Below are 26,442 nucleotides of genomic sequence, written 5' to 3'. Positions count from 1 at the left end.
GCAGTTGGCGCTGATCTGTTGAACGCACTATGGAACGAAGAACACTATTGGGCGCGGCAATGGCGCTTGGATGCAGCGCGGGACTGGCGCGCGCTGCTCCTGCGGCACAACTGCGTGCCTTCACCGCGCACATCCCGCCGCTAGTCATTGAGAACGGCGGGACGCACCCAGGCGCGTTGCGCGAACTGGTGGACGAACTATGCAACCGGGTGCAGATGGCCCTGAAGCTGGAGTTCGTACCCTGGAAGCGTGCGCTGTTCCTCGCCACGTCCATGCCTGTCACCGCCATCTTCCCCGTCACCCGCCTACCGGAGCGCGAAGCCACGTTCCGCTGGCTGGCGCCCCTGTATGAAGAGCACTACTTGTTCCTGGCTGCGCACAACAGCAAGTTCGACATCGAGCATCCAGAGAACATGAAAGGCCGCCGCATCGCGCTGATGCGCGGCGCGGCCCAGGCCGCGATTCTGCAGGAACTTGGCTACCACAACATCATCGAAGCCAACTCCATCGAAGACGTCCATCGCTACCTGATAGGCGGGATGGCCGATGCCGCCTTCGGTGAGCGCAATATCATCCAAAACTCCTTGAACAGCCGCTCCGTGCAGAAGGATTTTCGACTCAGCCCGCAGGTACGCACTACCACCGCCTGGCTGGCCGGTTCGCTGGATTTCGACGACGCCACCGTCCAGCAGTTCCAGCGCGCGAAAGCCGCCATGGATGCTGACGGCACTTCGCGGCGCATCCTGGCCAGGTACAAGCTCGCTTAGAGATTGCCCAGGCCCGCCAAGGTGCGCTTCACGGCCACGTCGAGCGGCGTACGCGGTTCGGCGCCGAGCACCTGCACCAGGCGCTTGTTCGACATCAGCACCGGTTGCTGCCACAGGTAGCGCATCTCGCGCAGTTCGCGGAATACGGCCACGAATGGCGAGGCCAACGCCATCAGCCACCATGGGAATGCGCCGGCCTTCAGTTCAGGCTTCCCGGCCGCGTTGGCGATCGCGGCAACCATCCGCGTGCCGTCGGCGTCCCAGTGCCCTTCCATCTGGAAGCGGGCGAAGGTCTCCAGCTTGTCCTCGTTCTCGATCAAACGCACCATGGTCTCGGCGACATCCGGCAGATAGGCCCATTGGTGGCCGACGCCCGCACTGCCTGGATAGCTGATCGACGTCAGCGGCTTGCCCGGCTTGACCAGGCCCTGGGAGAACCAGCTGTTGCCGACCTTGGGGCCGAAGAAGTCCCCTGCCCGCACGATCAACGTGCGCACGCCATCGGCAGCGGCGGCTTGCAGACGGGCTTCCAGCTCGACGCGGATCGCGCCTTTGCGGGTGACGGGACGCTGCGGCGACTCCTCGTCGATGATCGGGAACGCATCCGGGCCGTAGTTGTAGACGGTGCCCGGCAACAGGATGCGGGCGCCGCTGGCGCGGGCGGCGGCGATGCTGTTGTCGATCATCGGCACCACCAGCGCACCCCAGTTGCGATAGCCGGGAGGATTCACGGCATGGACGATCAACTGCGTGCCTTGTGCCGCATTGACCACGTCGTCGCGGTTCATGGCGTCGCCGGCCAGCCATTGCATGCCGTCGCCAGGCTTGGCGGCGCGCTGCGGATCGCGGTGCAGCGCCTTCACATTCCAGCCACGCGCCACCAGAAGACGAGCCACTTCGCCGCCGATGCCGCCCGTTGCGCCCAGTACCAGTGCTGTTTTTTTCATTTCGTTCTCCATTTGGTGAGTTGATGGAGTCAGTGTCGCCCAAACCGGATTAAAAGAAAATTAGCTAAAACAGCATAGCCGCTATACAATTTCGTATGACCATAAATGAACCGAACTGGGACCTCTACCGATCCTTTCTGTCTGTACTGACGGAGGGTTCGCTGTCAGGCGCCGCCCGCGCGCTGGGTTTGACCCAGCCGACGGTCGGCCGTCATATCGACGCGCTGGAGCAATCGCTGTCGCTGTCGCTGTTCACGCGCTCGCAGTCCGGCTTTATCCCGACCGACGCGGCTTATGCGCTCCAGTCGTACGCGGAGACGCTGGCCGCCACCTCCTCCGCCCTGCTACGGGCGGCTTCAGGCCTGGGCCATGGGGAGATCAAGGGTACCGTCAGGATCACCGCGAGTGAAGTGGTCAGCGTCGAAGTGCTGCCGCCCATCCTGGCGCGGCTGACGCGCGCGCATCCCGGCATCACCATTGAGCTGGCGACGTCCAACCGCATCGAAAACCTGCTGCGGCGCGACGCCGACATCGCCGTGCGCATGCAGCGCCCGGAGCAGGATGTGCTGGTCGCGCGCCGTATCGGCAATATCGAACTGGGTTTCCACGCAAGGAAGGACTACCTGAAACGGCGCGGCACGCCGCAAACGTGGGAGCAGATGGCGGAGCATGCCCTGATCGGCATCGACCGCGAAACGGCATTCACGCGCAAGCTGCAGCACCTGATGGGCGGCCTGCAGAACGCTTCCTTCGCGCTGCGCAGCGACAGCGACCTGGTACACCTGGCGTCAATCCGCGCCGGGCTGGGAATCGGCATCTGCCAGGTCAAGCTGGCCGAGCGCGATGCGCGGCTGGTGCGCGTAATACCCGACCTGTTGACCATCCCGATGGACACCTGGCTGGCCATGCACGAAAACCTGCGCAGCAACCCGGCCTGCGCCACCACCTTCGCAGCCTTGGCCGAGGGGCTCACCGAATATGCCAATTAGATTGCGAGTTACCAGACAAAACTGGTCAATACTGCGCCATCCGGCAGGAACTCAAAAGCGATAGCGCCCTTGCTGCCCTGCTGCCATTCAGGAGTCAACGCGGCCTGGCAAACGAAGTGCAGTTCACCGCGCTCAGTGTCCAGGCCAGTCAACTGGACCGCCTCGAAACCAAAGAAGCGGCCGACTCGATAGAAGAGTGCTTTGTAAAAGGACTCCTTCCCCGAGAACGCGAGCGCCAGCAGGACCGGATCGGGCAGCGCGCTTTCGCTGCGCAGCGCGTCAAGCTCACCTGCTGTCACGGCCATCTGCTCCACCGCTTCTCTTGCGTCGTCCGAAATTGGGGCTTCAATGTCGATACCGATTCCGTTGACCGCGTCTGTGGGCATGACCGCAGCCCCTGCGTACGGGCCCTGGTGGGTAATGGAGCCTGTCATACCGGCCGGCCACACCGGCTCGCGCTGCGCACCGGTCAAGACGTCGGCATCGATGGCGCCAGCGGCACGCAGGGCGATACGCGCGGCCAGCCGCCCGTGGAAGTACTCGGCCTGCCGTTTAGGCACGCTGTGCGAGATCGTTGGGGGCAACAGCAAACCGGTTTGACTGAATGCTTCAACGCTGAAGTCCTCCAGAGCGTACTCCAGCAGACACAGGTCGATACCGCCTCGCAGTTTATGCCACGTCGTCCGTGAAGTGTTCAATGTGAAGGGAATTGAGGATGGTGTCGCGAGAATATCCGATTCAACGACACCGTGCAAGCCAGGTCGCCAGGATGAATGGCAGCGTAAAGTACGCAAGACCGGCGTCTCCCAGGGCCACGGACAGCGCGATGCCGAGGGCTGCTCCCGCAAGGCGCAGCGGCCAGCGGGTTTGACTAGCGCTCAACGCCAGCATGGTCAGCGTGCCGTTGATGCCGGCGCCGGCGGCATGGACTTCGATGCCGGAACCCGGCCAAAGCCGACCTGCCAACGCAATCGACAACCAGGACAATGCAGCGCCGGATAGCCCCCACATCGCCATATGCCAGCGGCGGCGAGCCATGGCGGCCCACAGCAGCATGCCCAGCGGGGCGACGCCGATGAACACCGCCTGCCCCATCGAGCAAAACAGATAGCTGACAGCACTCGTGCCGCAAGCGCCCGCAGGCGGCGCGACCCCTTGCAGGCCATAGCCCGCGCCCGCCACGCCGGCGAGCCACATCATCAACACAAACGGCAGCGTCAATGGCGGAATGCGTGCACGTTCGGCGGCATAGGTCAACACAACCGTCAGCGCGCCTGCCGCCGCGATCCATAGCAGCAGCGTTCCACCCAACTGATAGCTGGCGCACAGGCCGACGCCGGCCAGCGCGCCGTTGTAACCGTATAAACCGTTATCACGGCGCTCGGCGGGAAGCTTCAACGCCCATGCCGCCAGCGCGGCGCTACCAACGCCAAACACACAACCCAATGCCAACACCGGCCCGCTCAGATACAGGCAAAGCAGCAGCACGGTGCCGAATATCGGCGAATCCTGGAAGTAGATCTGCCCTATCGCCGTCAACTGGCGTTGCAGCACCAAAGGCACTGCAACGCGAGGCACCGACGACAGGATCATGCCGCTGCCGGTTCGTCGGTCGGCCAGATCTGCGCGATGCGCAGCAGGTTGGTGCTGCCCGGCTGGCCGAACGGCACACCCGCCGTGATCGCGATCTGGTCGCCGGGCTGGCCGAAGCCTTCCCGCAACGCTGCCTGGCAAGCCGCAGCCACCATGCGGTCGACATTGCGCACGTCCGGGCTGACCGTCGAATGCACACCCCACGCCAGCGCCAGGCGACGCGCGGTCGACAGGTTGGGCGTGATGCTCAGGATGGGCGCCATCGGACGCTCGCGCGCCGCGCGCAGGCTGGTGTGGCCGGAGCTGGTGTAAGTCACCGTCGCCACCGCGCCGACAATCTGCGTTACTTCGCGCAGCGCCGAGCAGATCGCGTCGCCGCTGTTGGGCATAGGGGCCTGGTTCTGGGCATCGATCATCTGGCGATACAACGGATCCTTCTCCACCTCGCAGATGATGCGATTCATGATCGACACCGCTTCCGTCGGATAAGCGCCGCTGGCCGATTCCGCCGACAGCATCACCGCATCGGCACCGTCGTAGATCGCGCTGGCGACGTCGGAGGCTTCCGCCCGCGTCGGCACCGGCGCCGATATCATCGACTCCAGCATCTGCGTGGCGATCACAATCGGTTTGCCTTGCAGGCGGCAGGCGCGCAGGATGCGCTTCTGTACGCCGGGAACACGTTCCGGCGGCACTTCCACGCCCAGATCTCCACGCGCCACCATGATGGCGTCCGATACGGCGACGATAGCGTCCAGTGCATCCAGCGCCGCCGGCTTTTCCAGCTTGGCCAGCAAGGCCGCGCGGTTGCCGACGATGGCGCGGGCCTGTACCAGATCCTCCGGCCGCTGCACGAAGGACAGTGCGATCCAGTCCGCGCCCATCTCCAGCGCGAAGTCCAGGTCTCGCAAGTCCTTCTCCGTCAGCGCGGGAATCGGCAGCACCACGTCCGGCACGTTGACGCCTTTGCGGTCCGACAGCACACCGCCATTGACGACGCGGGTGCGGATCACGCGGCCTTCGTTGCCCAGCACCGCCAACCGCAGCTTGCCATCGTCCAGCAGCAGCGACTGGCCGGCGCCTATCACTTCGAACAGCTCCGGGTGCGGCAGGCACACGCGCTGCGCCGTGCCGGGCGCGGGATCGCGGTCCAGGGCAAACTCCTGGCCCGCGACCAGCGTTACCTTACCCTCCGCGAACTGGCCCACGCGCAGCTTGGGGCCCTGCAGATCGGCCAGGATGGCGATCGGCCGTCCGGCAGTACGTTCGATCTCGCGCACGATGTTGCAGCGCGCCTGATGGTCCTGATGGGTGCCATGGCTGAAGTTAAAACGGAATACATCGGCGCCCGCTTCGAACAATGCCTGAATGGCTTCCTTGCTGCTGCTGGCCGGGCCGAGCGTGGCCACGATTTTGGCCTGACGTTGACGTCGCATTGGGTGTTCCTTTTTTACAGAATTAAGACGGCGCGAAAGTCGTTGACGTTGGTGCGGGTCGGGCCGCTGACCACCAGATCGTTCAACGCGCTGAAGTAGCCGTAGCCGTCGTTGTTTTCCAGCAGAGTCTTGGCACGCAGCTTCTGCGTCAGGCCGCGTTCCAGCGAATCGGGGCTGTACAGCGCACCAGCGTTGTCCTCGGAACCGTCGATTCCGTCGGTATCGCAAGCCACCGCGTGAATGCCGGGATGGCCATCCAGCGCCACCGCAAGGCTGAGCAGAAACTCGGCATTGCGCCCGCCACGTCCCGAACCGCGCACCGTCACCGTGGTCTCGCCGCCGGAGATGATGACGCAGGGACGCTGGAAAGGCTGGCCGCGCGCCGCCACCTGCTTCGCCATAGCCGCGTGGACGATGGCGACATCGCGCGATTCGCCCTCGATGCCGTCGGACAGAATGTAGGGCGTGATGCCGACCGCACTTGCATGCGCGGCCGCTGCCTCCAGCGCATCCTGCGCGATGGCGATGACATGATGGCTGTTGCGGGCGAAGCGCGGGTCGCCCGGCTTCGGCGTTTCGCCTGCGCCGGATTCCAGGTGCTCGCGGATGCTGTCCGGGATGGCGATGTCGTACTTGCGCAGCACCGCCAGCGCGTCAGCGCAAGTGGTCGGATCGGGCAGCGTCGGGCCGCTGGCGATGATGCCAGGGTCGTCGCCCGGCACGTCGGAGATCAGCAGCGTCACCACGCGCGCCGGTGCGCAGGCCAGCGCCAGCCGGCCGCCCTTGATGGCTGACAGGTGCTTGCGCACGCAGTTCATCTCGGAGATGGCGGCGCCACTCTTCAGCAAGGCCTTGTTCAGCGCCTGCTTCTGCTCCAGCGTGATGCCGGGCGCGGGCAGCGCCAGCAGCGAGGAGCCTCCGCCGGAGATCAGGCACAGCACCAGATCGTTCTCGCTCAGGCCCTTGACCATCTCCATCATGCGGCCCGCTGCGGCGCGGCCGGCTTCGTCCGGCACCGGATGCGCGGCCTCGATCACTTCGATACGCTCGCAGTCCACGCCATGCTCGTAGCGCGTGACGACCAGGCCGGAGATGTCACCCTTCCAGTGACGCTCGACGGCGCGCGCCATGGCGGCTGCACCCTTGCCGGCGCCAATCACCAGCGTGCGGCCGTTCTTCGGCGGCTCCGGCAGGAACGCCGGCAGGCATTTCTCCGCGCTGACAGCGTCCACCGCGCTGCCGTACAGATCGAGCAGGAATTGGCGTGGATTCAGCGTGCTCATTATGCCTCGGCGATCTGGTGGTTGGACATCAGTTCGATCGCGCGGCACAGGGCCGAGTGGTCCATGCCGCCCAGGCCATTGGCCGCGCAGGCGTTCATCAGTTCCTGCGCCATCGCGGTGTTAGGCAGTGACACGCCCATCGCCTTGGCGCCTTGCAGCGCCAGGTTCAAGTCTTTCTGGTGCAGTTCGATGCGGAAGCCGGGGTTGAAGGTGCGCTTGACCATGCGCTCGCCGTGCACTTCCAGGATGCGCGAGTTGGCGAAGCCGCCCATCAGCGCCTCGCGCACCTTGGCAGGATCTGCGCCCGCCTTGGAGGCGAACAGCAGCGCTTCGGCCACGGCCTGGATGTTCAGCGCTACGATGATCTGGTTGGCGACCTTGGTGGTCTGGCCGTCGCCGTTACCGCCGACTAGGGTGATGTTCTTGCCCATCAGTTCAAACAGCGGCTTGACGATATCGAACGCCTCCTGCGAGCCGCCGACCATGATGGTCAGCGAACCGGCCTTGGCGCCGACTTCACCGCCGGAGACCGGCGCATCCAGGTATTCGCAGCCGAGGGCATTGATCTTCTTGGCGAACTTCTTGGTTTCGATCGGCGAGATCGAGCTCATATCGACCACGATGGTGTTCGGACGCAGGCCCTTGGCCACGCCTTCTTCGCCGAACAGCGCCGTTTCAACGTGCGGCGTATCCGGCACCATGACGATGATGATGTCGGCGCGGGCGGCCACTTCGGCGGCCGAGGTGCAGACCGTGGCGCCGGCTTCGATCAGCGGGAACGGCGGGTTCTTGATGTCGTGCAGGTACAGCTTGTGGCCGCCGTTGAGCAGGTGCTGCGCCATCGGAGCGCCCATGATACCCAGACCAATAAATCCAACTCGAGACATGATATTTTCCTTGTAAAGATGTGGTTCAAACGTCTAATCAAACGCCGTGGGCGGCGCGCCAGCCCAGGCCTGCTTCCGTTGTGGTGCGCGGCTTGTATTCGCAGCCGATCCAGCCGGTGTAGCCCGCTGCATCCAGCTGCTGGAACAGGTAGCGGTAGTTGATCTCGCCGGTGCCCGGTTCGTTGCGGCCCGGGTTGTCCGCCAGCTGCACGTGGCCGATCAATTGCAGGTGCTTCTTGATCGTGTTCGTCAGCTCGCCCTCCATGCGCTGCATGTGGTAGATGTCGTACTGGATGAACAGGTTGTCCGATCCAACCGCCGCGATCAGCGACGCCGCCTGCGCCGTATTGGTCAGGAAGAAGCCGGGAATGTCGTAGCTGTTGATCGGCTCAATCAGCAGACGTATGCCTTCGTCCTTCAACGCCTCGGCGGCGAAGCGCAGGTTGTCCACCAGCGTTACCTGCGCGTCCTGCCGCGTCACGCCTTGCGGCACAATGCCGACCAGGCAGTTCAACTGCTTGACGCCCAACTCCTTGGCATAAGCGATGGCAGTCCAGACACCGTCGCGGAACTCGGCCACGCGATCCGGATGACAAGCGATACCGCGTTCACCCGCTTCCCAATGGCCGGCCGGCAGATTGTGGAGCACCAGTTCCAGCTTGTTGGCCTTCAGGCGCTCGGACAAATCGCGGGCGCTGTACGCATACGGGAACAGGAATTCCACCGCCTGGAAACCGGCGCGGGCCGCCGCTTCGAAGCGGTCGATGAACGGCACTTCGGTGAACAGCATGGTCAGGTTGGCTGCAAGTTTGGTCATGACATTGTCCTCTCAGTCCAGCAGGGAGATAGCGGTCGGTGCGTCGGCGCCGCGCAGCGCCAGCTCTTCGAACTCGTTGATCTTGTCGATGTCGGTACCCATGGCGATGTTGGTCACGCGCTCCAGAATCACTTCCACCACCACCGGCACCTTGAACTCTTCCATCCACTTGTTGGCCTGCTCGAAGGCGGCCGGCAGATCGTCGGCGTTGGTGACGCGGATGGCTTTGCAGCCCAGGCCTTCCACCACGGCGATATGGTCGACGCCATAGCCGTTCAGTTCCGGCGCGTTGATGTTCTCGAACGACAGCTGCACGCAGAAGTCCATGTCGAAGCCGCGCTGCGACTGGCGGATCAAGCCGAGGTAGGAATTGTTGACCACCACATGCAGGTAAGGCAGCTTGAATTGCGCGCCCACGGCCAGTTCTTCGATCATGAACTGGAAGTCGTAGTCGCCCGAAATCGCCACGACCTTGCGCTGCGGGTCGGCGGCCACCACACCCAATGCGGCGGAGATGGTCCAGCCCAGCGGGCCAGCCTGGCCGCAGTTGATCCAGTGGCGTGCGTTATACACGTGCAGGAACTGCGCGGCGGCGATCTGCGACAGACCGATGGTGCTGACGTAGCAGGTGTCGCGGCCGAAGGCCTTGTTCATCTCTTCGTACACGCGCTGCGGCTTGACCGGCACCTGTTCGAAGTGGGTCTTGCGGTGCATGGTGCGCTTGCGTTCATTGCACTGCGCTACCCATGCGGAACGGTCTTTCAGCTTGCCGGCGGCCTTCCACTCGGTCGCCACTTCGATCATCAGCTTCAGCGCGGCGCCGGCGTCGGAGACGATGCCGAAGTCCGGGCCGAACACGCGGCCGATCTGGGTCGGTTCGATATCGATGTGGACGAATTTACGGTCCTTGGTGTACACCTCGATGGTGCCGGTGTGGCGGTTGGCCCAGCGGTTGCCGATGCCGAACACGAAGTCCGACGCCAGCAGCGTGGCATTGCCGTAGCGGTGGCTGGTCTGCAGGCCGACCATGCCGACCATCAGCTTGTGGTCATCGGGGATCGCGCCCCATGCCATCAGCGTCGGGATCACCGGCACGCCGGTCAGCTCTGCAAACTGCACCAGCAGGTCGGAGGCATCGGCGTTGATCACGCCACCACCTGCCGTGATCAGCGGATATTCGGAGTCGTTCAACATCGTCAGCGCTTTTTCAATCTGGGCGCGGGTGGCTTTCGGCTTGTAGGCTTCCAGCGGCTGATAGGTGTCCGGGTCGAATTCGATTTCAGCCATCTGCACGTCGAACGGCAGATCGACCAGCACCGGGCCTGGACGGCCGGAGCGCATGATGTGGAAGGCCTGCTGGAATACCATCGGCACCAGCGCCGGTTCGCGCACGGTCACCGCCCACTTGGTCACGGGCTTGGCGATGGATTCGATATCGACTGCCTGGAAGTCCTCCTTGTACAGGCGAGCACGCGGCGCCTGCCCGGTAATGCAGAGGATAGGTATGGAATCTGCCTGGGCCGAATACAGGCCGGTAATCATGTCGGTGCCGGCCGGCCCGGAGGTGCCGATGCACACGCCGATGTTGCCGGCCTTGGCGCGGGTGTAGCCCTCGGCCATGTGCGATGCGCCTTCGACGTGACGCGCCAATATGTGCTTGGCGCTGCCCTGCTTCTTCAATGCCGCGTAAAATGGGTTGATCGCAGCGCCCGGAACTCCGAACACCTGATTCACGCCCTCTTTTTCCAAAACGATTGCTGCTGCCTGCGCTGCTGTCATCCGTGCCATGATTGTCCCCTGATGGTTAAGTACTGAACTTGATGGGATCATCGTAGCGGGAAAGACCTGCTGTGATAAGAAGACAAACTCTCGCTTTATTCGATACTCAAAATATTGAATAAATGTGGAATAATCGGGTTATGGATAAACTGACGCAAATCGAGGCCTTCGTCGACGTGGCCGAAAAGGGCAGCCTGGTACGCGCCGCGATGGGTCAGCACATCACGCCCGTCATGCTGGGCAGGCGTATCGACGCGCTGGAAAAGCGCCTCGGTGTAAAGCTGATGCACCGCACGACGCGGCACCTGACGCTGACCGAACAAGGCACGCTCTATCTGGACCATTGCCGCAAATTGCTCGCGGATCTGGGCCATGCGGACCGCATGGTGTCTGAAGGACGGCACCGCGCCACCGGCCACCTGATCGTGTCGGCGCCGGCGGCGTTCGGCCGCAAGCACGTGGCGCCGCATGCTGCGGGCTTTGTGCGCGCGCATCCCGACGTGCAGATCTCCTTTAATCTCACCGACCGCGTGGTCGACCTGGTGCGCGACGGCTACGACGTCGGCATCCGCATCGGCGGCGTGATCGACCCGAGCTTCGTCGCCGTCAAGCTGGCCAACAACCGCCGCGTGGTCTGCGGCACGCCGGAGTACTTCGAGCGCCACGGCATACCGCGCACGCTGGACGATCTCTCCCACCACAATTGCCTGGCCTTCAATCTACAAGGCGGGCAGCAGCGCGGCTGGTATTTCCAGCATCAGGGCAAGCAGGTGACGGTGCGCGCGGACGGCAATTTGAACTGCAATGACGGCGAGCTGCTGCACCGCTGGGCCACTGAGGGACTCGGCCTGGCGTGGCGGTCTTCATGGGAGATCGAATCGCAGCTGGCATCCGGCGAACTGATCACGGTGCTGGACGATTTCGCTTTGCCTCAATACGACATCATGGCGGTCTACCCGCAACAACGGCACCTGCCCGCCAAGGTGCGTTTCTTCATCGACATGCTCAAGGAGATCTACGCACGGCCGGATTATTGGCTGCGGCGCTAGCGGTTTGTATCCAATTTGTCACGCAAAGGCGGCCAATGGCCGCCTTTTTTTATTTTCAATAAAAAAATATCGTTCGCGCTGACAACATCCCAGTTTTTTTTGACAATTTTGTGAGTTTTGTTACTCTTTGGCACTATTTTTGTTAAATCTTTGATATCAAAATGGCACTTACTTTTAACTTGATAGCTAGATTATTTTTATAACAACTTGCATAAGGCAAGCAAATCGTGCAAAAGCGCGCCTTATACGGATTATAAAACGTACGCGGTATACCACAAATTGACAGAAAAGATTATCTGTTGGATAAAAGTGACGGAAAGGCATTTACGTAAAAAAGTGTAACAACGGTGCTATATTTTCGTTGGTAAATAGACATCGACTATCAATCATATGTCTATGAAGAAAGATGGTCACAACCCATCTCGCCCCAACTTTTTTTGCGACGTGCCGACATGGTTTTGAGCAACTCAGTTTTGGAAATCCCCGCTTTTCAGCCGGTTCCCTCCGATTTCAACGCCACCGCCCGCCCCTATCCCCGGGATGGATTGGTCCACCAGGTTTTCGAGCAAATCGCCGCGGCGGCGCCGGATCGCACCGCGATCGACTGCGGCGGCCGGACCTTCAGCTACGACGACGTCAACCGCCGCGCCAACCAGCTGGCCCATCGCCTGATCGCGCTCGGCGTGCGGCCGGACCAGCGCGTCGCACTGGTGCTCGACCGCAGCGCCGAGATGGTGATCGCCACCCTCGCCGTGCTGAAGGCCGGCGCCGCCTACCTGCCGCTCGATCCGGCCACGCCGGCCGAACGCCTGGCCGCCATCCTGGCCGACGCCGCGCCGGCGGCCATCCTGTGCGACGCCCACGTCGCCGGCCAGCCATCCACCATCGTGCAGCTGTCGCTGCGCAGCGAGGCGGAACACATCGCCCGGCTGCCGACGCACAATCCCGACGCCGCCGCGCTGGGACTGAACGTGCACCACCTGGCCTACGTGATGTACACCTCCGGCTCCACTGGCATGCCCAAGGGCGTGATGATCGAGCACCGCAACGTGCTGCGGCTGGCCGTCAACGCCGGCTTTGCGCCGCTGACCGGGGCCGATTGCGTGGCGCACTGCGCCAACCCCGCCTTCGACGCCGCCACCTGGGAGATCTGGGGCGCGCTGCTCAACGGCGCGCGCCTGCTGGTGATCGCATCGGAGACGCTACTGCGGCCGCGCGAGTTCTGCCAGGCCCTGATAGCCGGCGGCGCCACGGCGCTGTGGATGACCGCAGGCCTGTTCAACGAATACGCCGACGAGCTGGAACCGGCCTTCGCCGGCCTGACCTGGCTGCTGGCCGGCGGCGACGTGCTCGATGCGCGCCGGGTGGCGCAGGTGCTGTCCAAGCCGGGACGCCCGCGCCATCTGCTCAACGGCTACGGCCCGACCGAGACCACCACCTTCGCCACCACCTTCGAGATCGATGAGGCGGCGGCGCAGGCGGGCAGCATTCCCATCGGCCGCCCGATCGCAAACACGCAGATCCACATCCTCGACGAGCAGGGAAAACCGGTGGCGCTGGGCGTCACCGGCGAGATCCACATCGGCGGCGACGGCGTGGGACGCGGCTACCTCAATCGCCCGGAGCTGAGCGCGGAACGCTTCATCGCCGATCCGTTCAGCGACGATCCGGCGGCGCGGCTGTACCGCAGCGGCGACCTGGGACGATGGCGTGCCGATGGCGTGGTCGAATTCATCGGCCGCAACGACTTCCAGGTCAAGCTGCGCGGCTTCCGCATCGAGCTGGGTGAAATCGAAGCCCGCCTCGCAGCGTGCGATGGCGTGCGCGAAGCGCTGGTGCTGCTGCGCGAGGACAGCCCCGGCGACAAGCGCCTGGTCGGCTACCTGGTCGGCGCCGGCATCGACAAGCAGGCGGTGCGCGAGCGTCTCAAGGCGGAACTGCCGGCCTACATGCTGCCGGCCAGCCTGGTGGTGCTGGAGCGTTTTCCGCTGACTGTCAACGGCAAGGTCGATCGCAAGGCCCTGCCCGCGCCGGATCGCGAGGATGCCACAGCCGGTGACTTCGAAGCGCCGCAGGGCGAACACGAAACCGCACTGGCTGCAATATGGATGGACTTGCTGGCGTTGCGGCAGATCGGCCGCCACGATAACTTCTTCGAACTTGGCGGCCACTCGCTGATGGTGCTGCGGCTGGCGGCGAGGCTGCGCCAGGATCTCGGCGTCGAACTGTCGCCGCGCGCGCTGTTCGAGCAGGCCAGCCTGGCCGGCATGGCGGGCCTGATGGCCGGCGCTGCCCAAGCCAGTTGGACGCCGATGACCATCGGCGCGCATGACGGCGCGGCGCCGCTGTCGCACGCCCAGCAGCGCCTGTGGTTCCTCAACCAGCTCGATCCGGCCGCAGGCCTGGCCTATCACATGCCCGTCTGCTACCGCTTGAGCGGGCCGCTGAACGAGGACGCGCTGAAGGCCGCGCTAGCGCGCATCGTATCCCGCCACGACAGCCTGCGCACCAGCTTTGTGGCGGCCGACGGCGTGCCGGTGCAGCGTGTCGCCGCGTCCGGGCAGACGGCTCCTTTGCTGGAGCAGGATCTGAGCTATCTGTCGCCCGAAGACCAGGCAGCGGCGCGAGGCGCGCTGTACGCAGCCGAAATCTCCCGCCCCTTCGACCTGGCGGCCGGCCCGCTGTTCCGCGCGCTGCTACTACGCCTCGCACCCGAGACCCACGAACTGCTGCTGATCCAGCATCACATCATCTCCGACGGCTGGTCCATGGGCGTGATCAAGGCGGAGCTGGCGGAGCTGTACGGCGCCTATCTCGAAGGCCGGGCCGATCCGCTGCCGCCGCTGCCCCTGCAATATGCCGACTACGCCGCCTGGCAGCGCCGCCCCGAGCAGGCCGCCGCGCTGCAACGCCAGCTGGCCTACTGGCTCGGCCACCTGGCAGGCGCCCCGGCGCTGCTGGAGCTGCCGACCGACCGTCCGCGTCCCGAGCGCCAAAGCTATCGCGGCAGCCGCATCTTCTTCGCCCTCGACGCGGATGCCACCTCCGCGTTGCGCGCCCTGGCGCTGCGCCACAACGCCACGCTGTTTATGGTGCTGCTGGCCGGCTGGTCCTGCGTACTGTCCCGCATGAGCGGCCAATTCGACATCGTCGTCGGCACGCCGGTCGCCAACCGTCCGCGTCCCGAGCTGGAGGCGATGATCGGCTTCTTCGCCAACACGCTGGCGCTGCGGGTGCAGCTGGACGGTAATCCGACCGTCGCCCAGGTGCTGGCCGGCGTTCGCAGCGGCACGCTGTCCGCCTACGAGCATCAGGAACTCCCCTTCGACCATCTGGTGGAAGCACTCAACCCGCCGCGCAGCATGGCTTACGGCCCCTTGTTCCAGACCGTCGTCGCTCTCGACAACACGGCGAGTGAACACGGCGGCGCGCTGGCGGGACTTGTCCTGGCGCCGGCCACACTGCCACAGAGCACCACGCACTTCGACCTGTCGCTGCTGGTGGCCGACAATGGCGCGGGTATCGCAGGCAACCTGGAATACGCCAGCGACTTGTTCAACCACGCCAGCGTCCAGCAACTGGGCGACTGCCTGAAGTCGATACTGGCGGCGATGGCGGCCGACGACACCCAGACGCTCAGCCGCCTGCCGCTGCTGTCGGTCCCGGCGCGCGAGAAGCTGCTAAAGGCGTTCAACCCCGCGCCCACCGCTTATCCGCGCGACGCGCTGGTGCATCAACTGTTCGAACAGGCTGCCGCAGCCAACCCGGATGCGCTGGCCATCGAGCACGCCGGGCAGCACATCGCCTACGGTGATCTTGACCGCCGCGCCAACCAGCTGGCGCACGAGCTGCTGGCCCGCGGCCTGCAGCCAGAGGACCGCGTGGCGCTGGTGTTCGAACGCAGCCCGTTGCTGATCGTCGCCATGCTGGCGGTGCTGAAGGCCGGCGGCGCCTACGTTCCGCTGGAAGTGGACACCCCGCGCCCGCGCATCGTCCAGATCCTCGGCGACTCCGCAGCGAAGCTGGTGCTGTGCGCCCGGCCGCTGGAAGACCTGGACGCAGCCTGGCCGCAACTGGCGCTGGCCGGCGCGGATGCCACCGCCCGCGTGTCGGCACGGCCGACGCACAATCCCTGCGTAACGGGACTGCAGGCCCGCAACCTGGCCTACGTCATGTACACGTCCGGCTCCACAGGTGTGCCGAAAGGCGTGATGATCGAGCACCGCAACATCGTGCGCCTTGTCGTCAACAGCGGTTACGCCCCGCTGGCTGCGCACGACCGCGTCGCGCACTGCGCCAATCCCGCCTTCGACGCAGCTACCTGGGAGATCTGGGGCGCCCTGCTCAACGGCGCGGGCGTGGTGGTGATCGACAGCGCCACGGTACTGCGGCCGGAGGCCTTCAACCTGGCCTTGCTCGATGGCGGCGTTACGGCGCTGTGGCTGACGGTCGGCCTGTTCAATCAATACGCCGACGACCTGGAACCAGCCTTCGCCACGCTGGGCTGCCTGCTGGTCGGCGGCGATGTGCTTGACGCCAGGCGCATCGCTCATGTCCTGGGCAAGGCGCGGCGGCCGAAGCGCCTGCTCAACGGCTACGGACCGACCGAGACCACCACCTTCGCCACCAGCTTCGAGATCGGCATGGCTGCGGCCAATGCGCGCTCCATCCCTATCGGCAAACCGATCGCCAACACCACCGTGTACATCCTCGACCAGGAAGGCCAGCCGGTGCCAGCCGGCGTGGCGGGCGAGATCTGGATCGGCGGCGACGGCGTGGCGCGCGGCTACCTGAACCGCCCGGAGCAGACCGCCGAGCGTTTCGTCCGCGACCCGTTCAGCGCCGATCCGGAAGCGCGCCTGTATCGCAGCGGCGACATCGGACGCTGGCGGACCGACGGCAATATCGAATTCATCGGCCGCAACGACGCCCAGGTCAAGCTGCGCGGGTTCCGCATTGAACTCGGTGAAATCGAAACCCGCCTCGCAGCATGCGCAGGCGTGCGCGAAGCGCTGGTGGTGCTGCGCGAGGACAGCCCCGGCGACAAGCGCCTGGTGGCCTATCTCACGGCCATCCCGGGTGCAGTGCTCGACACGGCCGCCATCCGCGACCAGGTCAAGGCAGTGCTGCCGACCTACATGGTGCCGGCCGCCCTGCTGCCGTTGGAACGTCTTCCGCTGACACCGAACGGCAAGGTGGACCGCCGCGCACTGCCGGCGCCGCAGACCACGCCATCGCGCAACGATGCAACGACACCACTCAACGACGAGGAAGCGGCGCTGGCCGAGCACTGGCGCGAACTGCTGCGCCAGTCGCACATCAACGCCGAGGATAGCTTCTTCGACCTCGGCGGCCACTCGCTGCTGGCCGCCCGGCTGGTAGCGCGCATCGAACAGCAGCACGGCATCGAGTTCCCGCTCGGCGCCGTGTTCGAAGCGCCGCAGTTGCGACAGATGGCGGCGCGCATCGCCATCGAACGCGCCAACTGCCAACCCGACGTCCTGCATCAACTGCTGCAACAGCTCGACAACCTGAGCGACGCACAAGCCAGCGCGCAGCTCCATCGCACCGCCAGCCAGTGACGCGCTCTCACAACCACCACGGATAATCACATGACCGATCTGAATCAACGCCTGGCGGGCCTCTCGCCAGAGAAACGCGCATTGCTGATGCAACAGCTGAGCAAGCAGGCCGCACCCGCCGTCAGCAAGGCAATCGGCCGCAGGGCGCGGCCGCAACGCCTGCCGCTGTCGTTCGCCCAGCAGCGGCTGTGGTTTCTCGACCAGCTGGAACCCGGTTCGCCCGCCTACAACGTGCCAAGCGCGATGTGGCTGCGCGGCCGCACCGAGCGCCACATCCTGGAGCGCGCCCTGAGCGAGATCGTCGCCCGCCACGAAGTGCTGCGCACCGTGATGGCGCGCGACGAGCAGGGGCCGTATCAGAAGGTACTGCCGGCCGCGCCGTTCGCGCTGGCCTTGCACGACGTCGGCGCGCTGCCGCCCGCAGAGCGCCGCGACGCCGCCCTTCATCTTGCGCGGCAGGAGGCGCGTACCCCGTTCAAGCTGGACGTCGGCCCGCTGCTGCGCGCCACGCTGATCCGGCTGGACGATGCCGAACACCTGTTTGTGCTCAACGCCCACCACATCGCGTTTGACGGCTGGTCCAACGGCGTTCTTTACGGAGAGCTGTGCACGCTGTATGAAGCGTTCCAGGCCGGCCAGCCCTCGCCGCTGCCGGAACTGCCGGTCCAATATGCCGACTACACCTTGTGGCAGAACGAGCTGCTGGCCGAGGACAGCGAAGCGCTGGCCAAGCAGCTGGCGTACTGGCAGGAGCGCCTGTCCGGCCAGTTGCCGATACTGGAGCTGCCGGGCGACCGCGCCCGCCCCGCCGTGCAAAGCAAGCGTGGCGCGGCGCGCTGCCACCGGATCAGCGCGAAGCAGTACGAAGACATCAAGCGTTTCGGCCGCGACGAAGGCGCCACGCCTTTCATGGTGGTGGCGGCCGCGTTCCAGACGCTGCTGGCCCGCTACACCGGCCAGCAGGACCAGATCGTCGGCGTCGGCGTGGCCAACCGCCGTCGCCAGGAGCTGGAACCGCTGGTCGGCTTCTTCGTCAACACGCTGGCGCTGCGCACCGACCTGTCGGGCGACCCAAGCTTCCGCGAACTGCTGGCCCGCGTCAAGGAAGGCACGCTCGGCGCCTATTCGCACCAGGATCTGCCGATCGAACGCCTGCTGGAAGAACTGGAGCTTGAACGTTCGATGAGCCACTCGCCACTGTTCCAGGTGATGCTGTTCTTCCAGAATTTCCCCGCCCAGGAAGTACAACTGCCAGGCCTGACCTTGCATCCGACCGCGCACGGAGCGCTCGACGCCGGCACCAGCCGCTCGGACCTGACGCTGTTCGCCGGCGAGGAAGACGGCGGCCTAACGCTCTACATTGAGTACGCCACCGATTTGTTCGAAGCCTCTACCATCGACGCTTTCGCCGGCCATCTGACGCAGCTGCTGCGCAGCGCCGTCGGCGCACCGCAGCAGCGCCTGTCCGCGCTGGAGATCCTGGCGCCGCAGGAACGCCGCCAGCTGCTGCGCGACTGGAACGATAGCGCCTGCGACACCACGGCCTTTTCCAGCGTCCACGCGATGATCGAGGCGCAAGCGGCGCGCACGCCTGACGCGGAGGCGCTGCGCCACCTTGGCAGCAGCATGTCCTACGGTGAGCTGGACCAGCGCGCCAACGCCCTGGCGGCCCAGCTGCTGGCGCGCGGCGTGGGCGCGGGCGATCTGGTCGGCCTTTTCATGCGGCGCTCGCCGGAAATGCTAGTGGCGCTGCTGGGCATACTGAAGGCTGGCGCAGCCTATGTGCCGCTGGATCCAGCGTATCCCGCCGACCGCATCGCCTTCATGCTCGACGACAGCGCGGCCAAACTGGTCGTATCCGAACGGGTACTGCGCGCCGAACTGCCGCAAACGGCGCTGCAATTGCTGATGATCGACGACGTACCGGCCGGCGCGCCCGCAGTCGACGTGGCGCAGGACCGCGACGCCATCGCCTACGTCATCTACACGTCCGGCTCCACCGGCCGCCCGAAAGGCGTGCGGCTGCCGCATGGCGCCGTGGTCAACTTCCTGGTCTCGATGGCGCAGCGCCCCGGTATGACGGAGGCCGACAGGATCTGCGCCGTCACCACGCTGTCGTTCGACATCGCGGTGCTGGAATTGCTGCTGCCGCTGACGCTGGGCGCCAGCATCGAGATCGCAGATCCCGCCACCGCAGCCGACGGCGCGGCCCTGGGCCGCCTGCTGGACAACTCCAACGCCACCATCATGCAGGCCACGCCGGCTACCTGGCGCATGCTGCTCGGCGCCGGCTGGTCCGGCCGCCCCGGCCTGACAGCTCTGAGCGGCGGCGAGCCGCTGACGCGCGACCTGGCCGACAGCCTGCTGGCGTGCACCGGCGCACTGTGGAATATGTACGGCCCCACCGAAACCACCATCTGGTCCACGCTGGAGAAGGTCCAGCCGGGCGCGGAGCCGATCACCATCGGCCAGCCGATCGCCAACACGCAGATCTATATCGTCGACGCCAATATGCAGCTGCTGCCGGCCGGCGTGCCGGGAGAAATGCTGATCGGCGGCGCCGGCGTCGCCAGCGGCTACCTGCACCGCCCGGAGCTGACGGCGGAGAAATTCATCGCCGATCCCTTCGTCCCTGGCGGCACGCTGTACCGCAGCGGCGACCTGGCCCGCCGCACCCGCGACGGCCGCATTGAAGTGCTGGGCCGGATCGACAACCAGGTCAAGCTGCGCGGCTACCGCATCGAACTGGGCGAGATCGAGTCTGTACTGCAGGAGCATGCCGCCGTCGGCCAGGCGGTGGTGATCTGCCGCGAAGACCGCCCCGGCGACAAGCGCCTGGTCGCCTACTTGGTAGGAGCAGGCGATGGCGCGGCACGTCCGTCCGCCGCAGACCTGCGCAACCACGCCGCCGCGCACCTGCCTGAATACATGCTGCCGTCGGCCTATGTGTACCTGGAACAGCTGCCGCTGACACCAAACGGCAAGATCGACCGCCGCGCCCTGCCCCAGCCCGACGCCTCTGCCAGCGCGGCCGCCGGCTATCGCGCTCCGCGCAACGCCGAAGAAGAAGTCCTGTGCGGACTGTGGGCGGAGGTGCTCGGCCTGCCGCAGGTCGGCATCGACGACGACTTCTTCAAGCTGGGTGGCCACTCCCTGCTTGCCACGCGGCTGATGATGCGGATCCAGCAAAGCCTGGGCGCAGAACTGGCCTTGCGCACGCTGTTCGAAGCGCCCAGCGTGGCGGCCTTCGCCGACCTGCTGATGCGCGACCGTCTGGACGGCATCGACGACAGTGCATTGAACGGCATGCTCGACCAACTCGAAGGCCTATCCGATGAACATATCGAAGCGTTGCTAAGCGGCGCACTGGAAACCCCATGACTCAAGATCAAGCAAGCGGCGGCGCTGCGGCGCCGCTCGATGCGCGCCTTGCGCGTTTGACTCCGCAGCAGCGCGAACTGCTGCGGCAGCGGCTGAGCGGCGCGGCCCCCTTCGCCGCATCGGCGTCAGGCATCGTCGAAGCAGTAAGCCAGCTCGCACCGGTGGCGGACGGCGTCCCTTTCCAGCAAGCCCCGGCTCAGCAGCGCATCTGGTTCTTCGAGCGGCTGCAGCCTGGCAGCGGCGCCTACAACCTGTATCAGCACTACCGCCTGCGCGGTGCGCTGAACGAATCGGCGCTGGCCACCGCCTTCGACGCGATCGTCGCCCGTCATGCCGCGCTGCGCACCAGCTTCAGAGAGATCGACGGCAAGCCCGTACAAACCGTCCATGCGTCAGCCACGCTGGAAATCGAACGTCACGACCTGTCGATGCTGGAACCGGCCGCGCGGGAGCTGCGCATCACGCAACTGCTGGCACTGGAGAACACGCGTCCCTTCGACCTGTCGCGCGCACCGCTGCTGCGCGTCGGCCTGGCACGCGTCGGCGAAGACGACCATGTGCTGATGGTCGTCATGCACCACATCGTCGGCGACGCCTGGTCCTGCGGTGTGCTCCACGAAGAGCTGCAAGCCTGCTACAACGCCGCCATTTGCCGCCAACCGCTGAACGGTTTGCTGGCAGCTTTGCCTGTTCGCTATCCGGACATCGTTCAATGGCAAGCCGGCCAGCTGCAACAGCAAAAGCTGGCGAGCCAGGTCGACTTCTGGCGCAACGCCATGGCGGGCACCAGCGGACTACTGGCCCTGCCGACCGATAAGCCGCGTCCGGACATATTGGGCACGCAAGGCGCATCCCATATGTCGCTGCTGCCGCAATCCCTGGTCGAACGCCTCGAACAAATGGCGCGCGCCGAACACGCAACGCTGTTCATGGCGTTGCTGGCCGCCTTCCAGTCGCTGCTCGGCCGCCATGCCGGACAGGATGACGTGGTGCTCGGCACGCCGTTCGCCAACCGCGGCGCCAAGGAATTCGAACCGTTGATAGGCCTGTTCGCCAACACGCTGCCGCTGCGCGGCGACTTGTCCGGCGATCCGTCCTTCCGTCAACTGCTGGCGCGTACCCGCAGCCACTGTCTCGATGCCTTCAGTAACGCCGATGCCCCTCTTGAACGCATAGTCGATGCGCTCACGCTGGAGCGGGTGCCGGGACGTAGCGCGCTGTTCCAGACCATGTTCGTTCTGCAGCCGGGCAAAGAGCCGCCGCTGCAACTGCATGGACTCGCCTCCACTTCGCTGCGCACCGGCATCGACACGGCGCGCTTCGAGCTGACGCTATCGCTGTCGGCGCAGGACGATGGCATGCTGGCGACCTTCGACTACAACACCGAACTGTTCGAGCACGCCACCATCGCGCGGCTGGGCGATCAATATGCGGCGCTGCTGGTGCAGGCGTTGGCAGATCCCGATTGCCCGATGTCGCAGCTGCCGCTGCTGGACGAGGCCCAGCGCAATGAATTGCTGGCACTGGCCGACGGCGGTCCCGCCGCTGCGGTGCTGGCGCCGCCGGACGGCGGCAACCTGTATGGCTGGATCGCGGCGCAGGCTGCGCGTAGCCCGCAGGCTGCCGCCGTCGTCGCCGATGGCCATAGCCTGTCGTACGCCGAATTAACGCGGCGCGCCGGCGCCGTGGCCCAGCGATTGCTGACGCTGGGCGCGGCGCCCGGTACGCGTATCGCGCTGATGGCCGACCGCTCCGCCGAGGCCATGATAGGCCTGCTGGCCATCGTCGCAACCGGCGCCGCCTACGTGCCGCTGGACCCGTCGCATCCCGACGAACGGCTGCGCTTCATGCTGGACGACTCACAGGCGCTGGCTGTGCTGACGCCCGATGCGCTGCACCAGCGTGCAAGCACTCTCGCCGCACCATTGGGCTTGGCCGTGGCGTCCACCACGCAAACCGCCGGCCAGCAGTTCACCGTGGTCGCGGTCGCGCCAACGGATGCCGCCTACGTCATCTACACGTCCGGCTCCACAGGCACGCCGAAGGGCGTCGCGGTCAGCCACGCCAACGTCATCAATCTGACACAGGCCTTCCTGCAGCGCCACGAGTTTTCCGGCCAGCGCCTGCTGATGCTGCCGTCGCTGCAGTTCGACGCCTCCGTCGGCGACATCTTCCCGGCCCTGGCGTCCGGCGCCACGCTGGTGCTACATCCGTCACCGAATGAACTGGGGCCGCACGAACTGGAAAGCTACTGCGAGCAGTACGCCGTCACCGCCATCGACGCCCCGGCAGCCCTGTGGCGACGCTGGACCGACGGCTATGCGCAGGTGCGGCATGACGACGGCCTGCTGCCCGGACTGCGCATGATGATGTTCGGTGGTGAAGCCGTGCCGCTGTCGCAGGTGCGCCGCTTCGCGCGCCTCACCGGCGGACGCGTCACCTTGACCAACCACTATGGCCCGACCGAGGCGACCGTCTGCGCCGCCATGCTCAGCACCTGCGACGGCGCCGGTTTCGACGGCGCGGAACTGCCGATCGGCCGTCCGCTGCCCGGCGTGCAGGTGCATATCCTGGACAGCCATGGCCAACTGGCGCCGCGCGGCGTCATCGGCGAACTTTGCGTCGGCGGCGCCGGCGTGGCGCTGGGCTACCTGAACGCACCGGACATGAACCAAACGCGCTTCGTCGCCGACTCGTTCGCCGCCGCTGCCGATGCCGGCGGCTCGGAAGCGCCACGACTGTACCGCAGCGGCGATCTGGCACGCTGGAACGCCGACGGTACGCTACATTTCGTCGGCCGCCGCGATCATCAGGTCAAGCTGCGGGGATTCCGCATCGAACTGGGCGAAGTGGAAAGCGCCATCTCCGAATGCCCGGGCGTCAGCGCGGCCGTGGCGACCGTGCACGAACTGGCGCCGGGCGACCGCAGGCTGCTGGCCTACTTTGTCGCCGGCCCCGGGTTGAGTGTCGCCGACCTGCGCGGCTACCTGGCCACCCGCCTGCCGGACGCCATGCAGCCATCGCTATACCACCGCCTCGACGCGCTGCCCTTGACCGTCAACGGCAAGATCGACCGCCGCGCCCTGCCACCGCCGTCGGCACAGCAAACGCCGGCGCGCGTACTCAAGCCTGCGGCGACCGACACCGAAGCCGCCATCATGCAGCTCTGGCGCGAGCTGCTCGGCCGCAAAGAACTGAGCGTGGACGACGAATTCTTCAATGTCGGCGGCGACTCGCTGCTCACATTGCCGCTGGTATTCCGGCTCGGCCAGACGTTCGGCGTCACTGTTCCGCTCAGCGCGGTGTTCTCCGCGCCCACCATCGAAGCCATGGCCAAGCTGGTCGACGACCTGCGCGCCGGCGTGGCTGCGCCGGTGCTGGACCTCGCTGCGCAAGCCGCCTTGCCGGCCGATATAGAGCCCGCCCGCGCCGCAGCACCGACCGCACCGCGCGCCGCGCCACGGTCACTACTGATCACCGGCGCCACTGGCTTCCTCGGCGCCTATCTGCTGCGCGACCTGCTCGACGCGACCGATGCCGAAATGGTGTGTCTCGTGCGCGCCGCCACGCTGCCGGAATGCCTGCAACGCATTCGCTCCAACCTGCACAGCTACGGTTTATGGCGTGACGGCGACGAGCGGCGCATCGTGCCGCTGCAAGGCGATCTCTCCGAACCGGACCTGGGGCTGGACGCCACAACCTTCGCCGCGATGGCGGCGCGCGTTGACGTGATCTTCCACAACGGCGGCCAGGTCAACTTCCTGGCGCCTTATGAAAGCCTGGCGGCGGCAAACGCCGGCGGCACGCTGGCGGTACTGCGGCTGGCGTCCAGCGTTCGGCTCAAACCTGTGCACCTGATCTCCACGCTGGGTGTGTACGTCACCGAAGACCAGCTGGAAGCGACCGTCAGCGAGGACTCCGCGCCACCCAAGGCGGAAGGCCAGCAAGGAGGCTACAACCAAAGCAAGTGGGTGGCCGAACAACTGGCGCTGGCGGCGCGTGCGCGCGGCCTGCCTGTCGCCGTCTACCGGCCGGCCCGCATTACCGGCGATAGCCGAACCGGCGGCTGCAACCTGGGAGACTACTTCAGCTCCTGGATCAAAGGCTGCGTGCAACTGGGCCTGGCGCCACGCATCGACGGCGACGGCTTCGACATGGCGTCGGTGGACTATGTCAGCCGCGCCATCGTCCAGTTGGCACTCGGCGCCGGCGACCAGAATGGCAATTTCCACTTCCTCAATCCGCACCGCATGTCGCTGGAAGAACTGGTAGCGACGCTGCGCGCCGCCGGCTACGCGGTGGACCAGGCGGACTACGGAACCTGGAGGACCGCGCTGCAGGACGCCGCCGCCAAGTCACGCGACAATGCGCTGGCCACTTTCGCACCGCTGTTCCCGGAGCAGGTCGATCCGCGCGAACCAGCCTTCGATTGCAGCACGACGATGGACGCGGTGGCGCCGCTGGGCACCGTCTGCCCGCCGGCGGACCGCGCGCTGTTGGAGACCTACATCGGCTTCATGCAGCAGCGTGGCTTCCTGCCTGCGCCGCGCCGGAACGAGGCCGCAGCATGAGCCGCGTTGTGAGCCACGACCGTGGACTGCGCAACTTCCTGCTGATCTGGTTCGGCCAGCTGATCTCCGGCGTCGGCTCGCGCCTGTCGGCCTTCGCGCTGGGCATCTGGGTCTTGCAGGAGACCGGATCGACGACACGCTTCGCGCTGATCTTCGTCGCCATGTCGGTGCCGGCGCTGCTGGTGTCGCCGCTGGCCGGAGCGCTGGTGGATCGTTGGGACAGGCGGCGCGTCATGCTGTGCTGCGAGCTGCTGTCGGCCGCCACCATGCTGTCGCTGGCGGGACTGCTGGCCGCCGGACGCCTGGAGCTATGGCACATCTACGCCGCCGTCGCCGTCACGGCGGTGGCCAATGCCTTCCTGGCGCCGGCCTACTCGGCCAGCATTCCGCTGCTGGCCAACCGCGACCAGCTGACCCGCGTCAACGGCCTGGTACAAACCGGCGCCGCCGTCGCGCAGGTGGCCGGGCCGCTGCTGGCCGGCGTGCTCGTGACCACCTTCAGCCTGCACGGCGTGCTGCTGATCGACGCCGCCAGCTTCCTGGCCGGAGCCGTCGCGTTGGCGCTGGCCCGGGTGCCGCGGCCGGAACGCAGCGAAGGCGGCGAAAGCCTATGGCGCGAGGCCGGCGACGGCTTCCGTTACGTACGCCAGCGCGGCGGCCTGCTTGGTTTGCTGTCGGTCTTCGGCGTCAACAACTTCCTGTTCGGGATCGCCAGCATCGCCATCACGCCGCTGGTGCTGTCGTTCGCCGATCCGGCGCGACTGGGGCTGCAGATGGGCATAGGCGGCGCCGGCCTGCTGCTCGGCGGCCTGGCGATGACAGCGACCGGCGGCCCACGCCGCCGCATCCATGGAGTGCTGGGCTGCTCGCTGCTGGCCGGATTAGCAATCGCCGTGCATGGCCTGGCGCCGTCGCTCGTGCTGGTGACGGCGGCGGGCTTCGCGATGTTCGCGGTACTGCCGGCCATCAGCGCCTCCAACGACAGTATCTGGCAAAGCAAGGTGCCGGCCGAACTGCAGGGCCGCTGCTTCGCTATCCAGCGGCTGCTGTCGGAGGCCGCCATGCCGCTCGGCTACTGCCTCGCCGGGCCGCTGGCCGAGCACCTGTTCGAACCGATGCTGACGCAGGGTGGCGCGCTGGCCGGCTCGGTCGGACTGGTGATCGGCACCGGGCCCGGTCGCGGAATAGGCCTGATGTTCATCGTCCTCGGTCTGCTGATGGCGGCAGTCGCCGTGGCGGCCTACTGCATCAAGGCGATACGCCAGGTCGAACAACTGCCGGACGCTATCAGCGGCCCGGCGCAAACAGAAACGGCGCGGACGCCGCCAACCACGACGTATCGCGAGCCGGCATGAGCTTAA

General features: G+C 65.9%; 15 protein-coding genes. 7 read left to right on the top strand and 8 right to left on the bottom strand.

The features are described 5' to 3' along the window. The first annotated feature begins 59 nt into the window (after window positions 1–59). Complete coding sequence (locus GEV01_RS02050; protein ID WP_152801211.1) at window positions 60–767, top strand: substrate-binding periplasmic protein; 708 nt, start codon at window positions 60–62, stop codon at window positions 765–767. Here the strand turns inward: GEV01_RS02050 and GEV01_RS02045 are convergent. Beyond that, window positions 764–1,714: an NAD(P)H-binding protein gene (locus tag GEV01_RS02045; protein ID WP_408014811.1), complete on the bottom strand. Its 951-nt coding sequence runs from the start codon at window positions 1,712–1,714 to the stop codon at window positions 764–766. The genes GEV01_RS02050 and GEV01_RS02045 overlap by 4 nt on opposite strands. 95 nt (window positions 1,715–1,809) lie before the next feature. On the opposite strand from GEV01_RS02045, the gene GEV01_RS02040 reads away from it, so the two are divergent. Continuing rightward, window positions 1,810–2,703 (top strand): LysR family transcriptional regulator, encoded by an 894-nt coding sequence (locus GEV01_RS02040; RefSeq protein WP_152801207.1) that lies wholly within the window; start codon window positions 1,810–1,812, stop codon window positions 2,701–2,703. Window positions 2,704–2,711: 8 nt separating this feature from the next. Here the strand turns inward: GEV01_RS02040 and GEV01_RS02035 are convergent, their stop codons facing one another. From GEV01_RS02035 to gcl, 7 genes are read right to left on the bottom strand one after another with little or no spacing between them, the layout of a single operon-like run. Further along, a complete protein-coding gene (locus tag GEV01_RS02035; protein ID WP_152801205.1) occupies window positions 2,712–3,458 on the bottom strand; it encodes a 4'-phosphopantetheinyl transferase family protein in 747 nt (248 codons plus the stop codon). After that, complete coding sequence (locus tag GEV01_RS02030; protein ID WP_152801203.1) at window positions 3,442–4,296, bottom strand: urea transporter; 855 nt, start codon at window positions 4,294–4,296, stop codon at window positions 3,442–3,444. Before GEV01_RS02030 ends, GEV01_RS02035 begins: the two co-directional genes overlap by 17 nt. After that, window positions 4,293–5,732, bottom strand: a complete 1,440-nt coding sequence (gene pyk / locus GEV01_RS02025) for a pyruvate kinase (RefSeq protein WP_152801201.1) — start codon at window positions 5,730–5,732, stop codon at window positions 4,293–4,295. Before pyk ends, GEV01_RS02030 begins: the two co-directional genes overlap by 4 nt. Window positions 5,733–5,746: 14 nt before the next feature. Beyond that, entirely contained in the window at window positions 5,747–7,015 is a 1,269-nt protein-coding gene (locus GEV01_RS02020) for a glycerate kinase type-2 family protein (RefSeq protein ID WP_152801198.1), read from the bottom strand. After that, the gene (locus GEV01_RS02015; protein ID WP_152801196.1) at window positions 7,015–7,902 is read right to left on the bottom strand and encodes a 2-hydroxy-3-oxopropionate reductase; all 888 of its coding nucleotides are present in this window, start codon (window positions 7,900–7,902) and stop codon (window positions 7,015–7,017) included. Before GEV01_RS02015 ends, GEV01_RS02020 begins: the two co-directional genes overlap by 1 nt. A 37-nt stretch (window positions 7,903–7,939) precedes the next feature. Next, on the bottom strand, window positions 7,940–8,719 hold the full coding sequence (hyi, locus tag GEV01_RS02010; RefSeq protein WP_152801194.1) for a hydroxypyruvate isomerase: 780 nt from the start codon (window positions 8,717–8,719) through the stop codon (window positions 7,940–7,942). 12 nt (window positions 8,720–8,731) lie between these two features. After that, on the bottom strand, window positions 8,732–10,507 hold the full coding sequence (gene gcl, locus GEV01_RS02005; protein ID WP_152801192.1) for a glyoxylate carboligase: 1,776 nt from the start codon (window positions 10,505–10,507) through the stop codon (window positions 8,732–8,734). Window positions 10,508–10,638: 131 nt separating this feature from the next. Between gcl and GEV01_RS02000 the strand changes: the two genes are divergently transcribed. The 5 genes from GEV01_RS02000 to GEV01_RS01980 all read left to right on the top strand — a co-directional run bounded on the left by GEV01_RS02000 (window position 10,639) and on the right by GEV01_RS01980 (window position 26,436). Beyond that, window positions 10,639–11,547 carry a LysR family transcriptional regulator gene (locus GEV01_RS02000; protein ID WP_152801190.1) on the top strand — a complete coding sequence of 303 codons (909 nt, stop codon included), beginning with the start codon at window positions 10,639–10,641 and terminating at the stop codon, window positions 11,545–11,547. A 545-nt stretch (window positions 11,548–12,092) separates the two neighbouring features. Beyond that, window positions 12,093–17,129: a non-ribosomal peptide synthetase gene (locus GEV01_RS01995; protein ID WP_217428330.1), complete on the top strand. Its 5,037-nt coding sequence runs from the start codon at window positions 12,093–12,095 to the stop codon at window positions 17,127–17,129. Between the two features lie 30 nt (window positions 17,130–17,159). Beyond that, a complete protein-coding gene (locus GEV01_RS01990) occupies window positions 17,160–20,510 on the top strand; it encodes a non-ribosomal peptide synthetase (RefSeq protein ID WP_152801187.1) in 3,351 nt (1,116 codons plus the stop codon). Continuing rightward, window positions 20,507–25,081, top strand: a complete 4,575-nt coding sequence (locus GEV01_RS01985; protein WP_152801185.1) for a non-ribosomal peptide synthetase — start codon at window positions 20,507–20,509, stop codon at window positions 25,079–25,081. Before GEV01_RS01990 ends, GEV01_RS01985 begins: the two co-directional genes overlap by 4 nt. Further along, window positions 25,078–26,436, top strand: coding sequence for an MFS transporter (locus tag GEV01_RS01980; protein ID WP_152801183.1), 1,359 nt, complete (start codon window positions 25,078–25,080; stop codon window positions 26,434–26,436). The genes GEV01_RS01985 and GEV01_RS01980 overlap by 4 nt, the downstream gene beginning before the upstream one ends. Window positions 26,437–26,442 lie beyond the last annotated feature (6 nt).

Source organism: Rugamonas rivuli (genome assembly GCF_009380165.1).
In the GTDB taxonomy this organism is placed as follows: Bacteria; Pseudomonadota; Gammaproteobacteria; order Burkholderiales; family Burkholderiaceae_D; genus Rugamonas; species Rugamonas rivuli.
The sequence above is the reverse complement of the archived record's forward strand: the minus strand, read 5'-3'. Positions and strand labels throughout refer to the sequence as shown.